Raw genomic sequence first — 17,717 nt, forward strand, 5'->3', positions numbered from 1 at the left:
GGTGCGCCAGGCACCACTTGGCCATGATCGAGCCGCCGCGGCTGACGATGCCGGTGACGCGGCGCGCGGTGAGCGGCACGTAACGCAGCAGCACGCCGGCATGGATGGTGAAGTAGTCCACGCCCTGCTCGGCCTGCTCGACGAGGGTGTCGCGGAAGATCTCCCAGGTCAGCTCCTCGGCCTTGCCGTCCACCTTCTCCAGCGCCTGGTAGATGGGCACCGTGCCGATGGGCACCGGCGAATTGCGCATGATCCACTCACGGGTCTCGTGGATGTGCTTGCCGGTGCTCAGGTCCATCACCGTGTCGGCGCCCCAGCGGATGGCGTAGACCAGCTTCTCCACTTCCTCGGCGATGCCCGACGACACCGCCGAATTGCCGATGTTCGCGTTCACCTTGGTCAGGAAGTTGCGGCCGATGATCATCGGCTCGATTTCCGGGTGGTTGATGTTGGCCGGGATGATGGCGCGGCCGCGGGCCACCTCGTCGCGCACGAACTCCGGCGTGATCAGCTTGGGCAGGTTGGCGCCGAAGGACTCGCCCGGGTGCTGGCGCAGCAGGTGCGCCTCGCGGATGGCGTCGATGCGCTGGTTCTCGCGGATGGCGATGTACTCCATCTCCGGCGTGACGATGCCGCGGCGGGCGTAGTGCATCTGGGTCACGTTGGCGCCGGCCACGGCGCGGCGCGGCGGCCGCAGGGCCGGGAAACGCACGGCGTCGAGGCGGGCATCGGCGGCGCGCTCGCGGCCGAAGTCGGAGCTCAGGCCGGGCAGCGGCGCGCTGTCGCCGCGTTCGGCGATCCATTCCGCGCGCAGGGCCGGCAGGCCGGTGGCCAGGTCGATGCGGGCGTCCGGGTCGGTGTAGGGGCCGGAGGTGTCGTACACGGTGAAGGGCGCGTTCGGCTCCTGCACCCCGAACACCCGCGGCGTGGGCGAGAGCGCGATCTCGCGCATCGGCACCTGCAGGTCGGGCCGCGAGCCGGCCACGTGGACCTTGCGCGAGCCGGGGATGGGGCGGGTGACTTCTTCGGAGAGCTGCTGGGCCTGGCGCAGCAGTTCGGTGGGCAGGGCATTCATGCGTTTCGTCCTTCGGGGCCCCGGTCGGGGCGGGAACGAAGCGGCGGCGCCGGACCCCGGGGGCGGGCCCCGGGCGTCGCGAAGCTTCCCTACGCCGGTATCAGCCGGATCAGGTTCGAAGGGTATGTCTCAGCCCGCATGCCGCCGGGCACCCCCGCTTCCGGGGGGCATTGTTCCACGGCGCCCGGGCGGGGGCCAGCCGGGCGCCGGGGTCCGTGGCAAGCCCCTGATTCGCGGTGTATATTTTGTGAAGGCCCGGAAGGGGCCGGCCGTAGGGACGGCCGTGCCGGACCGCCCGGGTCCTCCATCCACAGGGGACATCCCAATGCTTTCCACTTACGCAAGTCGCGCGGCGCTGCTGCTCGCGGCCGCTTTTCTGTTCTCAGGCAATGCCGCCGCGCAGAGCTACACGCCCGTCGGCCCCCAGAACAACGTCCCCGTGGCCACGGTTCTCAGCGGCGGCTGGGTCGAATGCTACCGGGACAACCTGTCTTCGTCCGGCACCCCGCTGGCCACCATCCTGGCCGCCTGCGACCAGGAAAACCTGATGATGGCCTGCGGCCCCGCGGCTGGCGCCACGCTTGACGTGCTGGCCTGGGCGCCGCGCGCCGACGTCATCTTCGACACCGGCACCGGCAACGTGACCCACGCCGCCAACGGCTCGGAGTGGTATTACAACGGCAGCTACTCGTGGGGTTTCGCGCCCGCCGGCCAGGCGGTCAGCCGCAGTTCCTGCGACACGAACGACACCGCCAGCACGCAGCGTATCTGCTACCACACCAATAGCGGCAATATCGGATGGGGCTGGCGCTGCGGCAACGTCAATGGCTGGAGCAACCCGCTCAACGGCTTCGATCGCGTGTTCTACCAGTCCATCCCGGTCGTCAGCCTGACGGTCCCGGGCAGCAACGCGCCGCGCCTGATCGCCGAAGAGCTGATCATCCCGCCGAACCGCACCCTCACCAACGCCGGCAACCTCGATATCGAAACCACCATCGAGTACGCCTTCTCGCCGGGTGAAGTGCGCTATGCCCGCCTGCACTGCCCGGGCGTGCAGTTCGCCGCCAACACCACCGTCACCTTCGGCGGCGACCCGTCGAACCTGATCGGCGCGGTCAACACCACCGCCGACGGCGCCATCTACTTCTCCATCACCGCCGGCGCCACCCCGGTCGTGGCCACCGACACCCTGACCTTCGACGGTGACCGCGTGCTCACCGGCAAGGCCCCGGTCAACTGCACCTACGGCCTCTACGACGTCCCGTCGCAGGCCCAGGCGGGCGGCGCCACCGGCCGTGTCACCACCACCTCCGGCGCCTACATCCGCTTCGCGCCCAGCTACGCGCTGGCCGTGGACAGCCAGGGCAACCCGGTCGCCAACGTCGAGTCCGCGGACCCGGCCTACAGCGAGTTCGTCAACCAGGCTCCGACCTTCGACATCCTGCGCGGCCAGATCGGCGGCTTCAGCTACGGCACCGTCGCCCAGGTCAATGGCACCGCGCAGCCGATGACCCTCGACGGCCTGCCCATCGAGCTCACCGACCTGATGGGCGCCAACACCGCGCTGGTGTTCTCGGGTGACTTCGACACCGCCTCGGACGTGTTCTTCAGCCCGAACGCGAATTGCTCGGTCAACATCCAGTCGGCCGACAGCTTCGACGAGACGGAAGCCGTGTTCGTGATCGGCAGCAACGCCGCGATGAACCACTACCTGTGCTTCGCCGCCGGTGGCGACCCGATCCGCGCCAGCGAGTACACCGTGGCCCTGGCCCCGGTCTCGGCTTCGGCCCCGACCTACGCCGTCGGCGGCCGTGGTCCGCTGGACCTGGGCGTGATCACCCGCAACGGCACCGAGCTGCAGGCGCCGCTGGCGCAGGTCCCGGCCAACTACCTGAGCCGCCTGGTGCTCACCAACACCGGCTCGGCGGACCGTCCGTACGAGATCGCGGTGATGGGCGAGACCGGCAACGTCATCTCCACCGCCAACCTCACCGGCACCGTGCCGGCGGGCGGCACCCAGGTGGTCGACCTGACGACCGTGCTGACCGGCTTCACCGCCGCGCCGCGCGCCACGCTCAACGTGACCATCGCCGGCCCGAACGGCCAGATCCAGGGCCTGTACCAGATCGTGAACCCGGACTCGGGCACGATCAGCAACCATGTGATGGAGCGCCCGTACAACCCGGCGCCGATGATGCCGCCCCCGTAAGGCGGAGCGCGCAAACGTGAGTTCGGAAGGCCCGCTTCGGCGGGCCTTCTTTTTCCCGGCCGAAACAAGAAGGGCCCGCGCGAGCGGGCCCTTTTCATTGCGACGGGATCAGCCCGGCATGCGCGGCCGCGGCACCCGGAACCAGGCGGCGTAAAGCGCCGGAAGGAACAGCAACGTCAGCGCCGTGGCCACGATCAGGCCACCCATGATCGCCACCGCCATCGGCCCGAAGAACACGCTGCGCGAGAGCGGGATCATGGCCAGCACCGCCGCCAGCGCGGTCAGCACGATGGGTCGGAAGCGGCGCACGGTGGCATCCACCACCGCCTGCGCGGGCGGCACGCCGGCGCCGATGTCCTGCTCGATCTGGTCCACCAGGATCACCGAGTTGCGCATGATCATGCCGCTGAGCGCGATGGTGCCCAGCATGGCCACGAAACCGAAGGGCACCCGGAACACGAGCAGGAACAGCACCACGCCGACCAGGCCCAGCGGCGCCGTCAGCATCACCATCAGCGTGCGCGGGAAGCTGCGCAGCTGCAGCATCAGCAGGGTCATCACCACGCCCACGAACAGGGGCACGCCCGCGGCCACCGAGCGCGAACCGCGGCCGGAGTCCTCGACGGTGCCGCCGGTCTCGAGCAGGTAGCCCGGCGGCAGCATGGCGCGCACGTCCTCGAGCGTGGGCAGGATCTCGCCGGTCACGGTGGGCGGCGTGATGTCGCCGTAGATGTCGGCGCGCACGGTAACCGTGGGCAGCCGGTTGCGGTGCCAGATGATGCCGTCCTCGAAGGTGTGCTCGAGCGTGGCGATCTGCGACATCGGCACCGAGCGGCCGTTGCCGGCCGGCACCGACAGGCTGCCCAGCAGCGAGAGGCGCTCGCGCTCCTCGGCCGGGCCGCGCAGCAGGATCTCGATCTGCTCGTTGCCCTCGCGGAAGGTGCTCACCGTGGTGCCCGACAGCGAGCCGCGCAGGAAGGCCGCCACTTGCGCCGAGCTGATGCCCAGCACGCGGGCGCGCTCCTGGTCGATGACCAGCCGCACCACCTTGCTGGGCTCGTCCCAGTCGAGGTTGACGTTGGTGACGTGCGGGTTGGCGCGCACGCGCCCGGCCACGAGCCGCGCCAGCCGGCGCACTTCATCCACGTGTTCGCCGGAGACGCGGAACTGGATCGGGAAGCCCACCGGCGGGCCGTTCTCGAGCCGGGAAACGCGCGCCTGCACGTCGCTGAAGCGCTCCTCGAACAGGCCGATCAGCCAGGTGCGCACTTCCTCGCGCGCCTCGATGTCCGGCACCAGCACCACGAACTGGGCGAAGTTGGCCTGCGGCAGCTTCTGGTCCAGCGGCAGGTAGAAGCGCGGCGTGCCGCTGCCGACGTAGGCGACGAAGCTTTCCACGTCCTCTCGCTTGGCCAGTTCGGCCTCCAGGCGCTTGGCCACGGCCTCGGTGGCGTGCAGCGAAGCGCCCTCGGCCAGCTCCAGGTCCACCATCAGTTCGAGCCGGGTGGAGGACGGGAAGAACTGCTGCGGCACGAACCTGAACAGCATGATCGAGGCCACGAACGCCGCCACCGTCACCAGGATCACCGTCTTGCGCTGGCGCACGCACCAGGTCACCCAGCGGCGGATGCGCTGGTAGAAGGGCGTGGAATACGGGTCGTGCGCGTGGCCGCCCGCGTGCGGCTTCGGGTCGGGCAGCAGCTTGTCGCCCAGGTACGGGATGAACACCACCGCCGCCACCCACGAGAGCAGCAGCGAGATCGTCACCACCTGGAAGATCGAGCGGGTGTATTCGCCCGTGCTCGAGGCCGCCGTGGCGATGGGCAGGAAGCCCGCCGCCGTCACCAGGGTGCCGGTGAGCATGGGGAAGGCGGTGGATTTATAGGCGAAGGCGGCCGCGCGCAGGCGGTCGTAACCTTGCTCCATCTTCACCGCCATCATTTCGACCGCGATGATGGCGTCGTCCACCAGCAGGCCCAGGCCCAGCACCAGCGCGCCCAGGGAAATCTTGTGCAGGCCGATGCCGAAGTAGTACATGGCCGCGAAGGTCATGGCCAGCACCAGCGGGATCGACAGCGCCACCACCAGGCCGGTGCGGAAGCCCAGCGAAAAGAAACTCACCAGCAGCACGATCACCACCGCCTCGGCCAGCACCCGCACGAACTCGGCCACGCCCGTGCGCACCGCGGCGGGCTGGTCGGACACCTTCTTGAGGGTCATGCCGACCGGCAGGTTTTCCTGCAGGCGGGCGAACTCGCGGTCGAGCACGTCGCCCAGGCGCAGGATGTCGCCGCCGTCGCGCATGGACACGGCGATGCCGATGGCGTTCTCGCCCATGAAGCGCATGCGTGGCGCCGCCGGGTCGGCGAAGCCGCGGCGCACGTCGGCCACGTCGCCCAGCCGGAAGCTGCGGTCGCCGACACGGATGGGGAAGTCGCGGATCTGCTGCACGCTGTCGAAACGGCCCGACACGCGCAGCTGCACGCGGTCGGTGGGGGTTTCGAAGAAGCTGGCCGGGGCGATGGCGTTCTGCTGGTCGATGGCCTGCTGCACCAGCTCCAGCGGCACGCCCAGCGTGGCCAGCTTGGTGTTCGAGAGTTCGATCCAGATCTTCTCGTCCTGCAGGCCCACCAGCTCGATCTTGCCCACGTCGGGCAGGCGGTGCAGCTCGAGCTCGATGCGCTCGGCGTAGTCCTTGAGCGTGGCGTAGTCGAAGCCGTCGCCCGAGAGCGCGTAGATGTTGCCGAAGGTGTCGCCGAACTCGTCGTTGAAGTACGGCCCCACCACGCCCTGCGGCAGGGTGTGGCGGATGTCGCCGATCTTCTTGCGCACGTCGTACCAGAGCGAAGGAAGCTCCTTCGACTTGAGCGAATCGCGCGACATCAGCATCACCAGCGATTCGCCGGCGCGCGAGTACGAGCGCACGAATTCGTAGCGCCCGGTCTCCATCACTTCCTTCTCGATCTTGTCGGTGACCTGCTGGGCCACCTCGTCGGCGGTGGCGCCCGGCCAGAAGGTGCGCACCACCATGATCTTGAAGGTGAAGGGCGGGTCCTCGGACTGGCCCAGGCGCTGGTAGCTGAAGATGCCGATCAGCGCGAGCAGCAGCATCGAGTAGAGCACCAGCGAACGGTTGCGCAGGGCCCATTCGGAGAGGTTGAAGCGCGAGTCCATGGCCGCTCCTCAGCGCGCGTCGGCGGGCGCGGGCAGCAGCTCGACCGGGCGGTTGTCGCCGTCGATCGGCTTCACGCGCTGGCCCTCGAGCAGCAGGTGCACGCCGGCGGCGACCACCCACTCGCCGGGCTGCAGGCCGTCCTTCACCGGCACCCAGCGCTCGCCGTAGGGGCCCAGCCGCACCGGGCGCAGGTGCACGGTGGACTTCGCCGGGTCCACCACCCACAGCGCGGCCTGGCCTTCGCGTTCGTACACCGCCGACAGCGGCACCGCGAGCTCCTCGCCGCCCTCGGCGGTGGCGTAGACGCGCGCGCTCTGGCCCAGGTCCACGCTGGCCTGGCCGGGGTCGAAGCTGACCCGCGCGGCGAAGGTGCGCGCCTGCGCGTCGGCGGCCGGCGCGATTTCGCGCAGCACGCCGGGGAAACGCTTGCCGGGCATCGACCACAGCTCCACGGCCAGCTGGCGCCCGGGCGCGAAACCGGCGGCGTCGCGCTCGGGCACGCTGATCAGCACCTCGCGCTCGCCGTCCTCGGCCAGCACGAACACGGTCTGGCCGGCCGCCACCACCTGCCCCGCCTCGGCCAGGCGCTGGGCGATCACGCCCGTGCCCGGCGCGCGCAGCACGGCGTAGTCGGCCTGGTTCTCGGACACCGAAGCCTGGGCCCTGGCCTGGCGCACGCGCGCCTGCGCCGCCTCGTGCGCCGAAACGCGGGCGTCATAGAGCGAGCGGCTGACCAGCTGGCGCTCGAACAGGCTCTTGTAACGCTCGAGTTCCGATGCGGCCAGGGCCAGGTCGGATTCGGCCGAGGCCAGCGCCGCCTGCGCCGATTCGCGCTGCAGCGACACGTCGGCGGCGTCGAGTTCGGCCAGCGCCTGCCCGGCCTTCACGCGGTCGCCCACGTCCACCAGGCGGCGCGCGAGCTTGCCGCCGATGCGGAAGGCCAGCGCCGGCTCGTGGCGCGCGCGCACTTCGCCGGCGTAGGCGCTGAGCGCCGCGCCCTGGGTTCGCGCCTGCACCACCATGGCGGGCCGCGCGGCGGCCTCGGGTTCGGCGTCGCCGGAGCAGCCGGCCACGAGGGCCAGCAAGCCGGCCAGGAGGATCGAACGGGGCATCGGGGCTGCGCTCTTCATGGCGTCGGCGGTGATTGAACTGGGCGGATGGTATCTTTACCATACTCGCCAGTTCAATAATCTTTTTGCCCCCCATGGTCGCTGCCCCCCGCACTGCGCCGCCAGGCCGCCCGAAGGACCCGGAAAAGCGCGCGGCCGTGCTCGAGGCGGCCAAGGCGCTGTTCCTGGCCCGGGGCTACGACGGCACCTCCATGGACGCCGTGGCCCAGGCCGCCGGGGTGTCCAAGCTTACGGTCTACAGCCACTTCCAGGACAAGGACACCCTGTTCGTCGAGGCGGTGAAGGCCAAGTGCGAGGACCTCCTGCCGGCCGACCTGTTCGTGGCCCGCTTCGCCGGCCCCATTCGCCAGCAACTGGTGCGCATCGGCCGGGCGCTGTTCGGCCTGATCACCTCCGAGGAGGCCATCGCGGTGCACCGCATCATGGCCCGCCAACTGCCGGACGACTCCCAGCTGCCGCACCTGTTCTGGGAGGCCGGCCCCAAGCGCATCCAGGAAGCCTTCGCGGCCTTCCTGCGGGCCGAGGTCGAGGCCGGCGAACTGCAGGTGCCCGACTGCACCCTCGCCGCCGCCCAGTTCTTCGCCCTGCTCAAGGGCGAACACCACGCGCGCCTGCTCTGCAGCTGCCACGCGACCCTGGCCGGGCCCGACCTGGAGCGCCATGTCGAGGCCACCGTGGACATGTTCCTGCGCGCCTACGGACCGGGTCGCCGATGAGCCCTGAACGCCCCGCCACCCCGCCGCCCGTCCCGGTGACTAATGGCACTACGGGGTCCCGGCAGCCGCCAGCATCCTGTCGGCACGCAGCGTCCCCTGCTTCCGCCTTCCGCCTTCACGGGGCCGGGCGTAGAATCAGCACCCTTGCGATTCAAGGATTTAGACGTCATGACGATTGACTTCCAGCAGGCCCGTTTCGCCATGGTCGAACAGCAGGTTCGGCCCTGGGACGTGCTCGACCCGCGCGTGCTCGAAACGCTCATGACCGTGCGCCGCGAGGACTACGTTCCGGCGCGCCACCGCAAGCTCGCCTTCGCCGACCTGCCGCTGCCGCTCGAGCATGGCGAAGTGATGATGAAGCCGGTGGTCGAAGGCCGCATGCTGCAGGCCATGGCCATCGAGCCGGGCGACGAGGTGCTGGAGATCGGCACCGGCTCGGGCTTCATCACCGCCTGCCTGGCGGCGCTGGCCCGCGAGGTCACCAGCATCGACCGCCACGCCGACTTCGTCGAGCGCACCCGCGCCCGCCTGGCCGGCGACGGCATCACCAACGTGCGCCTGGAGACGGCCGACGCCTTCGCCTGGCAGCCCACCCACGGTTTCGACGCGATCTGCGTCACCGGCGCCGTCGCCACCGACCCGGAGCGCTTCGGCGCCTGGCTCAAGCCCGGCGGCCGCCTGTTCGTCATCCACGGCCAGTCGCCGGTGCAGGAAGCGGTGCTCGTCACCCGCCGCGGCGAAGGCTTCCATCGCGAAAGCCTGTTCGAGACCGACGTGCCCTACCTGCACGGCGCCGAACCGGCCCCGCATTTCTCCCTCTGAATCCAGGACCTCCCCCAATGCGCCTGAGCCTCCGCCCCCTCACCCTCGCCATCCTGCTGACCGGCGTCGCCGGCAGCGCCTCGGCCGCCGACCTGATGAAGGCCTATGAAATGGCCCGCCAGAGCGACCCGGTGCTCGCCGCCGCCGAATCCCAGCGCCTGTCCGTCGGCGAAGGCGTGGTGCAGAGCCGCGCCCGCCTGCTGCCGCAGCTCAGCGCCAGCGCCAGCATCGGCGACGACCGCGTGCGCGGCGAGGAAGGCTACGTCCGCGGCCGCAGCTACGGCGCCAGCCTGAGCCAGTCGCTGTACGACCACGGCAACTACACCGCGCTCAACGCCGCCAAGCTGCGCCGCGAGCAGGCCGACGCCACCTACCAGGCCGAAGCCAACAACCTGCTGGTGCGCGTCGCCGACGCCTACTTCAACGTGCTCACCGCCATCGAGACGCTGGCCTCCTCGCGCGCCGAGGAGCGCTCGGTGAAGCGCCAGCTCGACCAGGCCGAGAAGCGCCTGGAAGTGGGCCTGGCCCCGATCACCGACGTGCACGAGGCCCGCGCCCGCTACGACACCGCCCGCGCCAACGCCATCGCCGCGGCCACCGCGCTCGAGGACTCGCGCGAGGCCCTGGCCGAGATCACCGGCCAGCCGCTCGACGGCCTGATGGGCCTGGCCCCGGACTACAAGCCGGAGAACACCGACACCCGCACCGCCGAGGAATGGGTGTCGATCGCCGCCGAGTCCAACCCGAGCCTGAAGGCCGCCGAGCTGGGCCTGGCCGCCGCCGAGCGCGACATCGGCACCGCCCGCTCCGCGCACCTGCCGTCGCTGGCGGCCACCGCCTCCATCGGCGACAGCGCCGGCTGGCAGAGCGAGTTCCCGGGCAGCCCGAACAGCTCGGGCGGCAGCAGCAGCGTCGGCATCTCGCTGAGCGTGCCGCTCTACGCCGGCGGCGCCGTGCAGTCGCAGGTGCGCCAGGCCGTGCACGGCCGCGACATCGCCGCCGACCAGCTCGAGCAGGCCCGCCGCTCGGTGGTCCGCCAGACCCGCAACGCCCAGCGCTCGCTGTCCGCCGGCGCCGCCGAGGTCGAGGCCCGCCGCCTGTCGGTGGTGTCGGCCCAGGCCGCGTACGAAGCCAGCGAGGCCGGCCTCGAGGTCGGTACCCGCACCATCGTCGACGTGCTGATCACCCAGCAGGCGCTGTTCCTGGCCCAGCGCGAATACGCGCGCTCGCGCCACGCCTTCCTGGTCAACACCCTGCGCCTGAAGCAGGCCGCCGGCACCATTTCCCTGGAAGACCTGCAGGAAGTGAACGCCGTGCTGGTGAACGACGCCGAAGCCGCGCTCGCCGCGGCCGACGCCGAGGGCTGAGCCCTCCCCCGCGGGCCGGTGCGCTAGCCGCGCCGGCCCGCCAGCACCTGGTCCGCGAGGTCCAGCGTGCGTCCCAGGGCCCCGGCCAGCGCGCGCATCTCGGTGCGCGCCGACTGGCCCATCCGGCGCCTGCGCTCCGGGTCGGCGATGAGGCCGCGCACGGCCTCCGCCATCTGCTCCCCGTCCGACACCTGCAGCAGGCCGCCGCCGTCGCGCAGGCGGTTGGTGACCTCGGTGAAGTTGAAGGTGTGCGGGCCCACCACGCTGGGCACGCCCAGCGAGGCCGGCTCGAGCACGTTGTGCCCGCCCACGCGGCACAGGCTGCCGCCCACGAAGGCCACGTCGGCCGCCGCGAAGAACCACAGCAGCTCGCCGATGGTGTCGATCACGAACACCTGGGTCGCCACGCCCGGCAGGCGCTGCGAGCGGCGGCAGCGCACCTTCAGCCCGGCCTCGCGCAGCGATTCGGCCACCGGGCCGAAACGCTCGGGGTGGCGCGGCGCCCACAGCAGCAGCGCGTCGGGCCGTTCGGCCAGCAGGCGCTGGTGCGCGGCCAGCACCTGCGCCTCCTCGGGGCCGTGGGTGCTGGCGGCAATCCACACAGGGCGCGACTCGCCCCAGCCGCGACGCCACAGCAGCGCCTGCTCGGCCACGCCCTCGGGCAGGTGCAGGTCGTACTTGAGGTTGCCGGTGACGACGATGCGCGCCGGGTTCGCGCCGATCTGCGCCAGCCGCTCGGCGTCGGCGCGCGACTGCGCCGCCACCAGGCTCACCGCCTGCATCGCCACCCTGGCCAGCGCGCGCACCGGCAGGTAGCCGCGCAGCGAGCGCTCGGACAGGCGCGCGTTCACCATCATCAGCGGCACGCCGCGGCGCGCGCATTCGACGTAGAGGTTCAGCCAGATCTCGGTCTCGACGATGATCGCCAGCGCCGGCCGCGCGCGGTCCAGGAAACGCCGCACCATCGAACGCAGGTCGTAGGGCAGGTACACGTGCTTCACCCGGTCGCCCCAGAGCGCGCGCACGCGTTCGGAGCCGGTGGGCGTGATGGTGGTGACCAGCAGCGGCCGGCCCGGGTAGCGCTGCAGCAGGCCGTCCACCAGCGGGCGCGCGGCGATCACTTCGCCCACCGACACCGCGTGCACCCAGATCGAATCGTGCAGGTCGAGCTTGCCCTCGAGCCAGCCGTAACGCTCGGTCCAGCGCTGCAGGTACTCGCGCTGGCGCATGCCGCGCCAGATCAGGTGGTAGAGCGTGATCGGGAAGGCCAGGCGCAGGACCAGCGCGTACAGGCCCATCAGCACGCGCTGTCCAAGGGTGAGTTGCATGGGCGGCAGGATACCCGACCTCGCCCGCGGCGCGGGGGCCCCAGCGGCTAGAATGGCGTCCGCATGGCCACGCCCGACCTTCCGCCGCCGCCGCTGTCCCCGCGCACCTGGCCCACGTGGCTGCTGGTGGGCCTGGGCTGGACGGTGGCGCGCTGGCCGTGGTGGCTGCAGCACGCGGCCGGGCCCTGGCTGGGGCGCCTGCTGTACCGGCTGCTGCCGGGCCGACGCCGCGTCGCGGCCACCAACCTCGCGCTGTGTTTCCCGGAGCGCGACGAAGCCGCGCGCGCGGCGCTGCTGCGCGCGAACTTCGAGTCGCTGGGCCTGGGCCTGTTCGAATTCCTGCGCGCCTGGTGGGGCCGGCTGGCGCCAGTGGACCGCGGCTTCGAAATCAGCGGGCTCGAGCACCTGCATGCCGCGCAGCAGGGCGGCCGCGGCGTGATCCTGGTCTCGGCGCACTTCACCACGCTGGAAGTGTGCCTGCGCCTGCTGTGCCAGCACGTGCGCCTGGGCGCGATGTACCGCCCGCACGAGCAGGCGGCGATGGAATGGGCGGTCAAGCGCGGCCGCCTGCGCCACGCCGAGGCCATGTTCGCGCGCGACGAACTGCGCCCGGCCATCCGCCACCTCAAGCAGGGCGGCGTGCTGTGGTTCGCGCCCGACCAGGAAACGCGGCGCGGCGACAGCGTGTTCGTGCCCTTCTTCGGCCAGCCGGCCTGGAGCCTCACCTCCACCCACCAGCTGGCGCGGCTGAGCGACGCGGCGGTGCTGCCGCTGTTCCACGAGCGCCTGCCCGACGGCCGCTACCGCATCGAAGTGCTGCCGCCGCTGGAAGGTTTCCCCACCCGCGACGCCACCGCCGACACCGCGCGCATCATGGCCACGCTCGAAGGGCTGATCCGCCGGCGCCCCGAGCAGTACCTGTGGCTGCACCAGCGCTTCAAGCGCCAGCCCGACGGCAGCCGGCGCCGCTATTCGTAGGAGCGGCTTCAGCCGCGAAGCTCTTCGCGAAAAGCTTCGCGACTAAAGTCGCTCCTACACGAGCGGTCAATAAACGGGCGGCTCGCCGGGCGGTCGGGTCTTGAACCGGCGGTGCGCCCAGAGGTACTGCTCCGGGCATTCGCGCACCACGGTTTCCAGTTCGCGCATGTAGCGCGCCGCGTCTTCCACCGCGTCGCCCGAGGGCCAGCCCGGCCATGGCGCCTCGATGCGCACGCGGTAGCGGCCATCGTCGCCGCGGCGGTACCAGAACGGCAGCAGCACCGCGTTGGCGCGCCGCACCAGGTCGGGCGTGGCGGTGAGCGTGGCCGCCGGCACGCCGAAGAAGGGCACGAAGGCCTTCTGGTAGGTGAAGTTCTGGTCGGCCGAATACACCACCGCCTCGCCGCCCGAGAGCGCGCGCAGCAGGCCGCGCACGTCCTTCTTGCCGATGCTCGGCCCGTACACCGCCGCGCGCGAACGCTCGAACCAGGCCTCGAGGCAGGCGTTGTTGTGCCGGCGCACCACCACCCGCGGCGAGTGGCCCAGCGCTTCGCCGAGCAGGCGCACGGCAAGCTCGGTGTGGGTGAAGTGGCCGCACATCAGCAGCACGCCCTGGCCGCGCGCCTGCGCCGCGCGCAGGTGTTCGAGCCCGGAGACTTCGGCCAGCCCCGCCAGCGCCGCCGGCGGCGCATGCCAGGCGCGCAGCAGCTCGAGCGCGCCGATGACGGTGTTCACCACGCTGGCGTCGGCCAGGCGGCGGCGCGCCGCGGCGTCGAGCCCGGGGACACACAGGTCCACGTTGATGCGGGCCACGCGCCGGCGCGAACGCAGCAGCGGCCAGGCCAGCCAGGCCAGCGCGCGGCCCAGGCCCAGCAGCGCGCGCTGCGGCAGGCGCGCCACCGCCTTCGCCAGCAGGTCGAGCACGGGCAGCAGCGCGCAGGCCACGCGGCTCAGTCCGGGCGGCGGCCGCCGTCGGCCAGCAGGCTGCCGGCGTAGAGCGCCGCCAGCAGCAGCGTCAGCCCGCCCCAGAAGGTGGAATAAAACGCCAGGTGCGTGTTGAGCGGGAACAAGGTCACCGCCAGCGCCAGCGCCGGTGCCCGCGCGCGCAGCCGCGCTTCCGGCGTGGCGAAGCGCCAGGCGCGGCAGGCCAGCGCCACGCCGCCCAGCCAGCACAGCAGGCCGAACAACCCGGTTTCGCTCAGCACCTCGAGCACGATCTGGTGCGCGTGGTAACCCGCGCCGTGGTCGCCGTCGCGCAGCCAGGGGTCGTCGGGCGCGGCGTACTGCGGATAAGCGTCGCGGAAGCCGCGGACGCCGACGCCGTTCACCGGGTGCGCCGCGGCCATGCGCAGCGCCGTGGCCCAGATCGGCAGGCGGCCCGACAGTGCGTGGTCCATGCCTTCGGGGCTGCCGGCCAGCATGGCCTCGGTGCGTTCGATGCGCTGCTGCAGCTTGTCCGAGCCCAGCGTGGCCACGCACAGCACGGCCGCCGCGCCCAGGGCCAGCGCCACGATCACGCGGCGGTTGCGGAACTGCTGCCAGGCGCTGAACACCAGCACCAGGCCCAGCGTCACCCAGGACGCGCGCGCGCCCGCCAGCAGCACCACCGCCACCAGCACCAGCGCGGCCACGAGCCAGCCGGCCAGGCCGAAGCGTTCGGCCGCCGAGGTGAGCGGGAACGGCGCCAGGCTGGCCAGCACCAGGCCGAGCTTGAGGTTGTCGGCGCCGAACACGCCGCTCAGGCGGTCGGCCGTGGCCGGGCCGCCCAGGCTGAAACCGGTGCTGGCCTGCACCAGGGCGTCGAGCAGCCAGAAGCCCAGGATCACCGCCAGCCCGCCGAAGGTGAGCCGGCGTCCGCGCTCGGTGCCCACGGCGATGGCCACCAGCCACAGGAAGGGCAGGTAGCGCAGGTCGAGCAGCGATTCGCGCAGCGCGCGCCCGGGGTTGTAGGCGTCGAGCGAGGAAACCAGCTCGGGCAGCCAGTAGCTCAGGAACAGCACGCTGGTCAGCGCCCAGGCCTCGTGGCTCAGCAGCACCATGCCGCCGCGGAAACGCCGCAGCGCCAGCAGCGCCATCGCCAGCAGCGAACCCAGCGAGAGCACGGTTTCGGCCGGGCCCGGCAGCGGCCACAGCGCCACGAACGCGAGCACCCACCAGGGGGCCCAGCGCAGGCGGGCTTCAGTCGGAGACGAGGCTTGCATAGAGGTCCAGGGTGGCGGACTGCAAGGCCGCCAGGGTGTGCGGCATGGTAACCGGCACCGGCGGCGGCGCGGCAAGCAGGGCGCGCGCCGCGGCGGCCAAGGCGACGTGGTCGCCCGGCGGCACGGCGCCGGCCGGGTACAGCGTACCCAGCAGTTCGCCCACGCCGCCATGCGCCCAGCCCAGCACCGGCCGGCCCACCGACAGCGCCTCGAGCACGGTGCGGCCGAAGGCCTCGGGCTTGTTCGACACCTGCAGCACCAGGTCGGCGGCGCCGTAGGCGTCGAGCACGTCGCTGCGCGGCTCGCTGATGGCCAGCGCGGCCGCAACGCCCAGCGACGCGGCCAGGGCTTCGATCTCGGCCAGGTAGGCCTCGCGCCCCGGCTCGCGCGCGCCCAGCAGCCACAGGCGGGCGTCCTCGCCCCCGGCGCGCAGCGCGGCCAGCAGGCGGATGGCGTCGGCATGGCCCTTCAGGCGCGTGCCGCGGCCGGGCAACAAGAGCAGGCGGCCGCCCTGCAGGGCCGGCAGGTCGCTGGCGAAGCGCGCGCGCCAGGCGGCGTCGGGCCGGTGCCCGCGCGGGAACTGCGCCGGGTCGATGCCGCGCTCGATCACCTGCAGCTTCGCCGGGTCGGTGCCGGGCCACTGCCGCAGCACGTGCGCGCGCACGGTGCCGGAAACGCACACCACGCGCTCGCCGCGGCACAGGATGGAACTGTAGCGGCCGGGGGAATTCAGGCCGTGCACGGTGGTGACGAAACGAGGCCGCGGCGCCGGCAGGCCGCGCAGCGCAAACCAGCCCAGCCAGCCGGGCAGCCGCGAGCGCGCGTGCACGATGTCGGGTTTGAGCGCGGCCAGCACCTTGCGCAGCCGGCGCATGGTGGCGAAGGCGCGCAGCGACTTGGCGCCGATGGGCAGTTCGATGTGTTCGCTGCCGCCCGCCAGCAGCGGGGCGACCAGGCGGCCACCCGCCGACACCACGACCGAGCGGTGCCCGGCCGCGACCAGCGCGGCGGCGATTTCCAGGGTGGAGCGCTCCACCCCGCCGCTGTGCAGGGCAGGCAGGAGCTGGACGACGGTGAGGCGGCGCAAGGCCGTGCCCGCCGCGCCGTCAGTCCTTCAGGACGAAGACGGCGCCGCAGTACGGGCAGGTGGCGCTGCCCGTGGCTTCGATGGGCAGGTACACGCGCGGGTGCGAATTCCACAGCGCCATGGCCGGCGTCGGGCAGGACAGCGGCAGCTCGGAGCGCTGCACCTCGTAGCGGCGCTCGGCGTTGGCCGGGGCGCGGGCGGTGGCGGTGTCGGTACGCGACATGGGCGGGGGTTCCTCGGAGTCCGAGGAGCCATTTTACACGCGCTGCCCGGCCCCGCTTACCTGGCCTGCTGGGCCTCGACGGTGATCTCGATGCGCACCTCGTCGCTGACCGCCGGGGCGTAGCCGCCCACGCCGAACTCGCTGCGCTTGATGTCGAACGAGGCGTCGAAGCCGGCCGCGTTGGCCTGGGTCATCGGGTGGGTGCCGACCTTGTTGATGGTCACGTCCATCACCACCGGGCGGGTGACGCCGTGGATGGTCAGGTCGCCGGCGACCTTGAGCTTGCCCTCGCCGGCCGCGGTCACGCCGGTGCTGGTGAAGGTGGCGGTCGGGAACTGGGCGGCATCGAAGAAGTCGGCGGTGAGCAGGTGCTCGTCCAGCTTCGCCACGCCGGTGCTCAGGCTGGCCATCGGGATGGTGACCTTCACGCTCGACTTCGTCGGGTCGGCCGGATCGAAGAGGAACTCCGACTCCACCTGGTCGAAGCGGCCGGTGATGTTGGAGAAGCCGAAGTGGCTGTAGGTGAATTCGACCTGGGTATGGGTCGGGTCGATGGCGTACTTGTCGGCGGCGAAGGCCGGCAGGAAGGCGGCCGTGAGCAGGGTGGCAAGGGCGAGGCGCTTGAACATGGGTTTCTCCGGGGTGGTGTGGGTCAGGCCAGGCGGGCGGCCTCGTCGAAGCCCAGGCGCGGGGCGCGCGGGGACAGCGAGGCCGGGTTGCCGTAGCCGAGGTTGCAGACGAAGTTGGTGCGGATCGAGGTGCCGGCGAAGAACGCAGCGTCCATCTTTTCCTGGTTGAAGCCCGACATCGGGCCGCAGTCCAGGCCCAGTGCGCGCGCCGCCATCATCAGGTAGGCGCCCTGCAGGCTGGAGTTGCGCAGCGCCGTTTCGGCCGCCAGCGCCGGGTTGGCGGCGAAGGGGCCGGCCACGTCGGCGTAGGGGAAAAGCTTCGGCAGCTGCGCGTGGAAATCGGGGTCGCTGCCAATCACCACGGTCACCGGGGCCGCCATCGAGGCGTCCACGTTGCCGGGGTTGAGGGCCTCTCGCAGCTTTTCCTTGCCTTCCGCCGAGCGCACGAACACGAAGCGCGCCGGGCTGCCGTTGAGCGCGGTGGGGCCCATGCGCGCCAGGTCGTAGAGCCGCCTGAGCAGCTCGTCGGACACCGGGCGGTCCAGCCAGGCGTCGGCCGAGCCGCGGTAGGTGCGGGCCTGCAGGAACAGCTGGTCGAGGGTGGCGGTGGCGAGCGGCAGCGTCATCGGTTTTCCGGGGCGGCAGGTCAGGGGTGACAGCCTAGTCGTCCTGAAAGTGGAACGCAGCCGCAGGAAGGAAACGTATCGTTGCATCCATATCCCGGCGGCCGTCCGAAGCCTCCCATGTACCGCGTGAAGGAAATCGAGTGAGCCCCGG

General features: G+C 71.7%; 15 protein-coding genes and 1 riboswitch. Of the genes, 5 read left to right on the forward strand and 10 right to left on the reverse strand.

The window, feature by feature from the left end:
• Positions 1–1,075 (reverse strand): phosphomethylpyrimidine synthase ThiC (locus ACE3Q2_RS09310; RefSeq protein ID WP_374473840.1); only part of this gene is annotated, 1,075 nt, incomplete at its 3' end.
• Positions 1,076–1,143: 68 nt separating this feature from the next.
• A riboswitch (TPP riboswitch) is annotated at positions 1,144–1,241 on the reverse strand.
• A gap of 159 nt (positions 1,242–1,400) precedes the next feature.
• Between ACE3Q2_RS09310 and ACE3Q2_RS09315 the strand changes: the two genes are divergently transcribed.
• The gene (locus tag ACE3Q2_RS09315; protein WP_374473841.1) at positions 1,401–3,284 is read left to right on the forward strand and encodes a hypothetical protein; all 1,884 of its coding nucleotides are present in this window, start codon (positions 1,401–1,403) and stop codon (positions 3,282–3,284) included.
• Between the two features lie 108 nt (positions 3,285–3,392).
• Here the strand turns inward: ACE3Q2_RS09315 and ACE3Q2_RS09320 are convergent, their stop codons facing one another.
• Together ACE3Q2_RS09320 and ACE3Q2_RS09325 are read right to left on the reverse strand one after the other, a co-directional pair.
• Positions 3,393–6,458, reverse strand: coding sequence for an efflux RND transporter permease subunit (locus ACE3Q2_RS09320; RefSeq protein WP_231698212.1), 3,066 nt, complete (start codon positions 6,456–6,458; stop codon positions 3,393–3,395).
• Between the two features lie 9 nt (positions 6,459–6,467).
• Entirely contained in the window at positions 6,468–7,571 is a 1,104-nt protein-coding gene (locus tag ACE3Q2_RS09325; RefSeq protein WP_231698211.1) for an efflux RND transporter periplasmic adaptor subunit, read from the reverse strand.
• Between the two features lie 92 nt (positions 7,572–7,663).
• Here ACE3Q2_RS09325 and ACE3Q2_RS09330 point away from each other — a divergent pair, with 92 nt between their 5' ends.
• The 3 genes from ACE3Q2_RS09330 to ACE3Q2_RS09340 all read left to right on the forward strand — a co-directional run bounded on the left by ACE3Q2_RS09330 (position 7,664) and on the right by ACE3Q2_RS09340 (position 10,494).
• Positions 7,664–8,305, forward strand: coding sequence for a TetR/AcrR family transcriptional regulator (locus ACE3Q2_RS09330; RefSeq protein ID WP_231698210.1), 642 nt, complete (start codon positions 7,664–7,666; stop codon positions 8,303–8,305).
• Positions 8,306–8,473: 168 nt separating this feature from the next.
• On the forward strand, positions 8,474–9,127 hold the full coding sequence (locus tag ACE3Q2_RS09335; protein ID WP_231698209.1) for a protein-L-isoaspartate O-methyltransferase: 654 nt from the start codon (positions 8,474–8,476) through the stop codon (positions 9,125–9,127).
• A gap of 17 nt (positions 9,128–9,144) precedes the next feature.
• Entirely contained in the window at positions 9,145–10,494 is a 1,350-nt protein-coding gene (locus ACE3Q2_RS09340) for a TolC family outer membrane protein (RefSeq protein WP_231698208.1), read from the forward strand.
• A 23-nt stretch (positions 10,495–10,517) separates the two neighbouring features.
• Here ACE3Q2_RS09340 and waaA read toward each other — a convergent pair whose 3' ends face one another.
• On the reverse strand, positions 10,518–11,822 hold the full coding sequence (waaA, locus tag ACE3Q2_RS09345; protein WP_231698207.1) for a lipid IV(A) 3-deoxy-D-manno-octulosonic acid transferase: 1,305 nt from the start codon (positions 11,820–11,822) through the stop codon (positions 10,518–10,520).
• A gap of 63 nt (positions 11,823–11,885) precedes the next feature.
• On the opposite strand from waaA, the gene lpxL reads away from it, so the two are divergent.
• The gene (lpxL, locus tag ACE3Q2_RS09350) at positions 11,886–12,800 is read left to right on the forward strand and encodes an LpxL/LpxP family Kdo(2)-lipid IV(A) lauroyl/palmitoleoyl acyltransferase (RefSeq protein WP_231698206.1); all 915 of its coding nucleotides are present in this window, start codon (positions 11,886–11,888) and stop codon (positions 12,798–12,800) included.
• Positions 12,801–12,866: 66 nt separating this feature from the next.
• On the opposite strand, the gene ACE3Q2_RS09355 is transcribed toward lpxL, so the two are convergent.
• From ACE3Q2_RS09355 to ACE3Q2_RS09380, 6 genes are read right to left on the reverse strand one after another with little or no spacing between them, the layout of a single operon-like run.
• Positions 12,867–13,745 (reverse strand): lysophospholipid acyltransferase family protein, encoded by an 879-nt coding sequence (locus ACE3Q2_RS09355; protein WP_231698205.1) that lies wholly within the window; start codon positions 13,743–13,745, stop codon positions 12,867–12,869.
• Between the two features lie 5 nt (positions 13,746–13,750).
• Positions 13,751–15,001 (reverse strand): O-antigen ligase family protein, encoded by a 1,251-nt coding sequence (locus ACE3Q2_RS09360; RefSeq protein ID WP_231698204.1) that lies wholly within the window; start codon positions 14,999–15,001, stop codon positions 13,751–13,753.
• Positions 14,979–16,088, reverse strand: a complete 1,110-nt coding sequence (locus ACE3Q2_RS09365; RefSeq protein ID WP_231698203.1) for a glycosyltransferase — start codon at positions 16,086–16,088, stop codon at positions 14,979–14,981. Before ACE3Q2_RS09365 ends, ACE3Q2_RS09360 begins: the two co-directional genes overlap by 23 nt.
• 19 nt (positions 16,089–16,107) lie before the next feature.
• Positions 16,108–16,311, reverse strand: coding sequence for a zinc-finger domain-containing protein (locus ACE3Q2_RS09370; protein WP_043805202.1), 204 nt, complete (start codon positions 16,309–16,311; stop codon positions 16,108–16,110).
• Between the two features lie 56 nt (positions 16,312–16,367).
• Positions 16,368–16,940, reverse strand: coding sequence for a YceI family protein (locus ACE3Q2_RS09375; RefSeq protein ID WP_231698202.1), 573 nt, complete (start codon positions 16,938–16,940; stop codon positions 16,368–16,370).
• Positions 16,941–16,963: 23 nt separating this feature from the next.
• Complete coding sequence (locus ACE3Q2_RS09380) at positions 16,964–17,566, reverse strand: malonic semialdehyde reductase (RefSeq protein ID WP_374473842.1); 603 nt, start codon at positions 17,564–17,566, stop codon at positions 16,964–16,966.
• Between the last annotated feature and the right edge of the window lie 151 nt (positions 17,567–17,717).

Origin of the sequence: Arenimonas sp., assembly GCF_041913985.1 — a bacterium.
Classification (GTDB): domain Bacteria; phylum Pseudomonadota; class Gammaproteobacteria; order Xanthomonadales; family Xanthomonadaceae; genus Arenimonas.

What these genes read in the sequence shown, in the direction of transcription:
- ACE3Q2_RS09315 (WP_374473841.1), top strand. Translation starts at nt 1,401, where the DNA reads ATGCTTTCCACTTACGCAAGTCGCGCGGCGCTGCTGCTCGCGGCCGCT.
- ACE3Q2_RS09320 (WP_231698212.1), bottom strand. Translation starts at nt 6,458, where the DNA reads ATGGACTCGCGCTTCAACCTCTCCGAATGGGCCCTGCGCAACCGTTCG.
- ACE3Q2_RS09325 (WP_231698211.1), bottom strand. Translation starts at nt 7,571, where the DNA reads ATGCCCCGTTCGATCCTCCTGGCCGGCTTGCTGGCCCTCGTGGCCGGC.
- ACE3Q2_RS09330 (WP_231698210.1), top strand. Translation starts at nt 7,664, where the DNA reads ATGGTCGCTGCCCCCCGCACTGCGCCGCCAGGCCGCCCGAAGGACCCG.
- ACE3Q2_RS09335 (WP_231698209.1), top strand. Translation starts at nt 8,474, where the DNA reads ATGACGATTGACTTCCAGCAGGCCCGTTTCGCCATGGTCGAACAGCAG.
- ACE3Q2_RS09340 (WP_231698208.1), top strand. Translation starts at nt 9,145, where the DNA reads ATGCGCCTGAGCCTCCGCCCCCTCACCCTCGCCATCCTGCTGACCGGC.
- waaA (WP_231698207.1), bottom strand. Translation starts at nt 11,822, where the DNA reads ATGCAACTCACCCTTGGACAGCGCGTGCTGATGGGCCTGTACGCGCTG.
- lpxL (WP_231698206.1), top strand. Translation starts at nt 11,886, where the DNA reads ATGGCCACGCCCGACCTTCCGCCGCCGCCGCTGTCCCCGCGCACCTGG.
- ACE3Q2_RS09360 (WP_231698204.1), bottom strand. Translation starts at nt 15,001, where the DNA reads ATGCAAGCCTCGTCTCCGACTGAAGCCCGCCTGCGCTGGGCCCCCTGG.
- ACE3Q2_RS09370 (WP_043805202.1), bottom strand. Translation starts at nt 16,311, where the DNA reads ATGTCGCGTACCGACACCGCCACCGCCCGCGCCCCGGCCAACGCCGAG.
- ACE3Q2_RS09375 (WP_231698202.1), bottom strand. Translation starts at nt 16,940, where the DNA reads ATGTTCAAGCGCCTCGCCCTTGCCACCCTGCTCACGGCCGCCTTCCTG.
- ACE3Q2_RS09380 (WP_374473842.1), bottom strand. Translation starts at nt 17,566, where the DNA reads ATGACGCTGCCGCTCGCCACCGCCACCCTCGACCAGCTGTTCCTGCAG.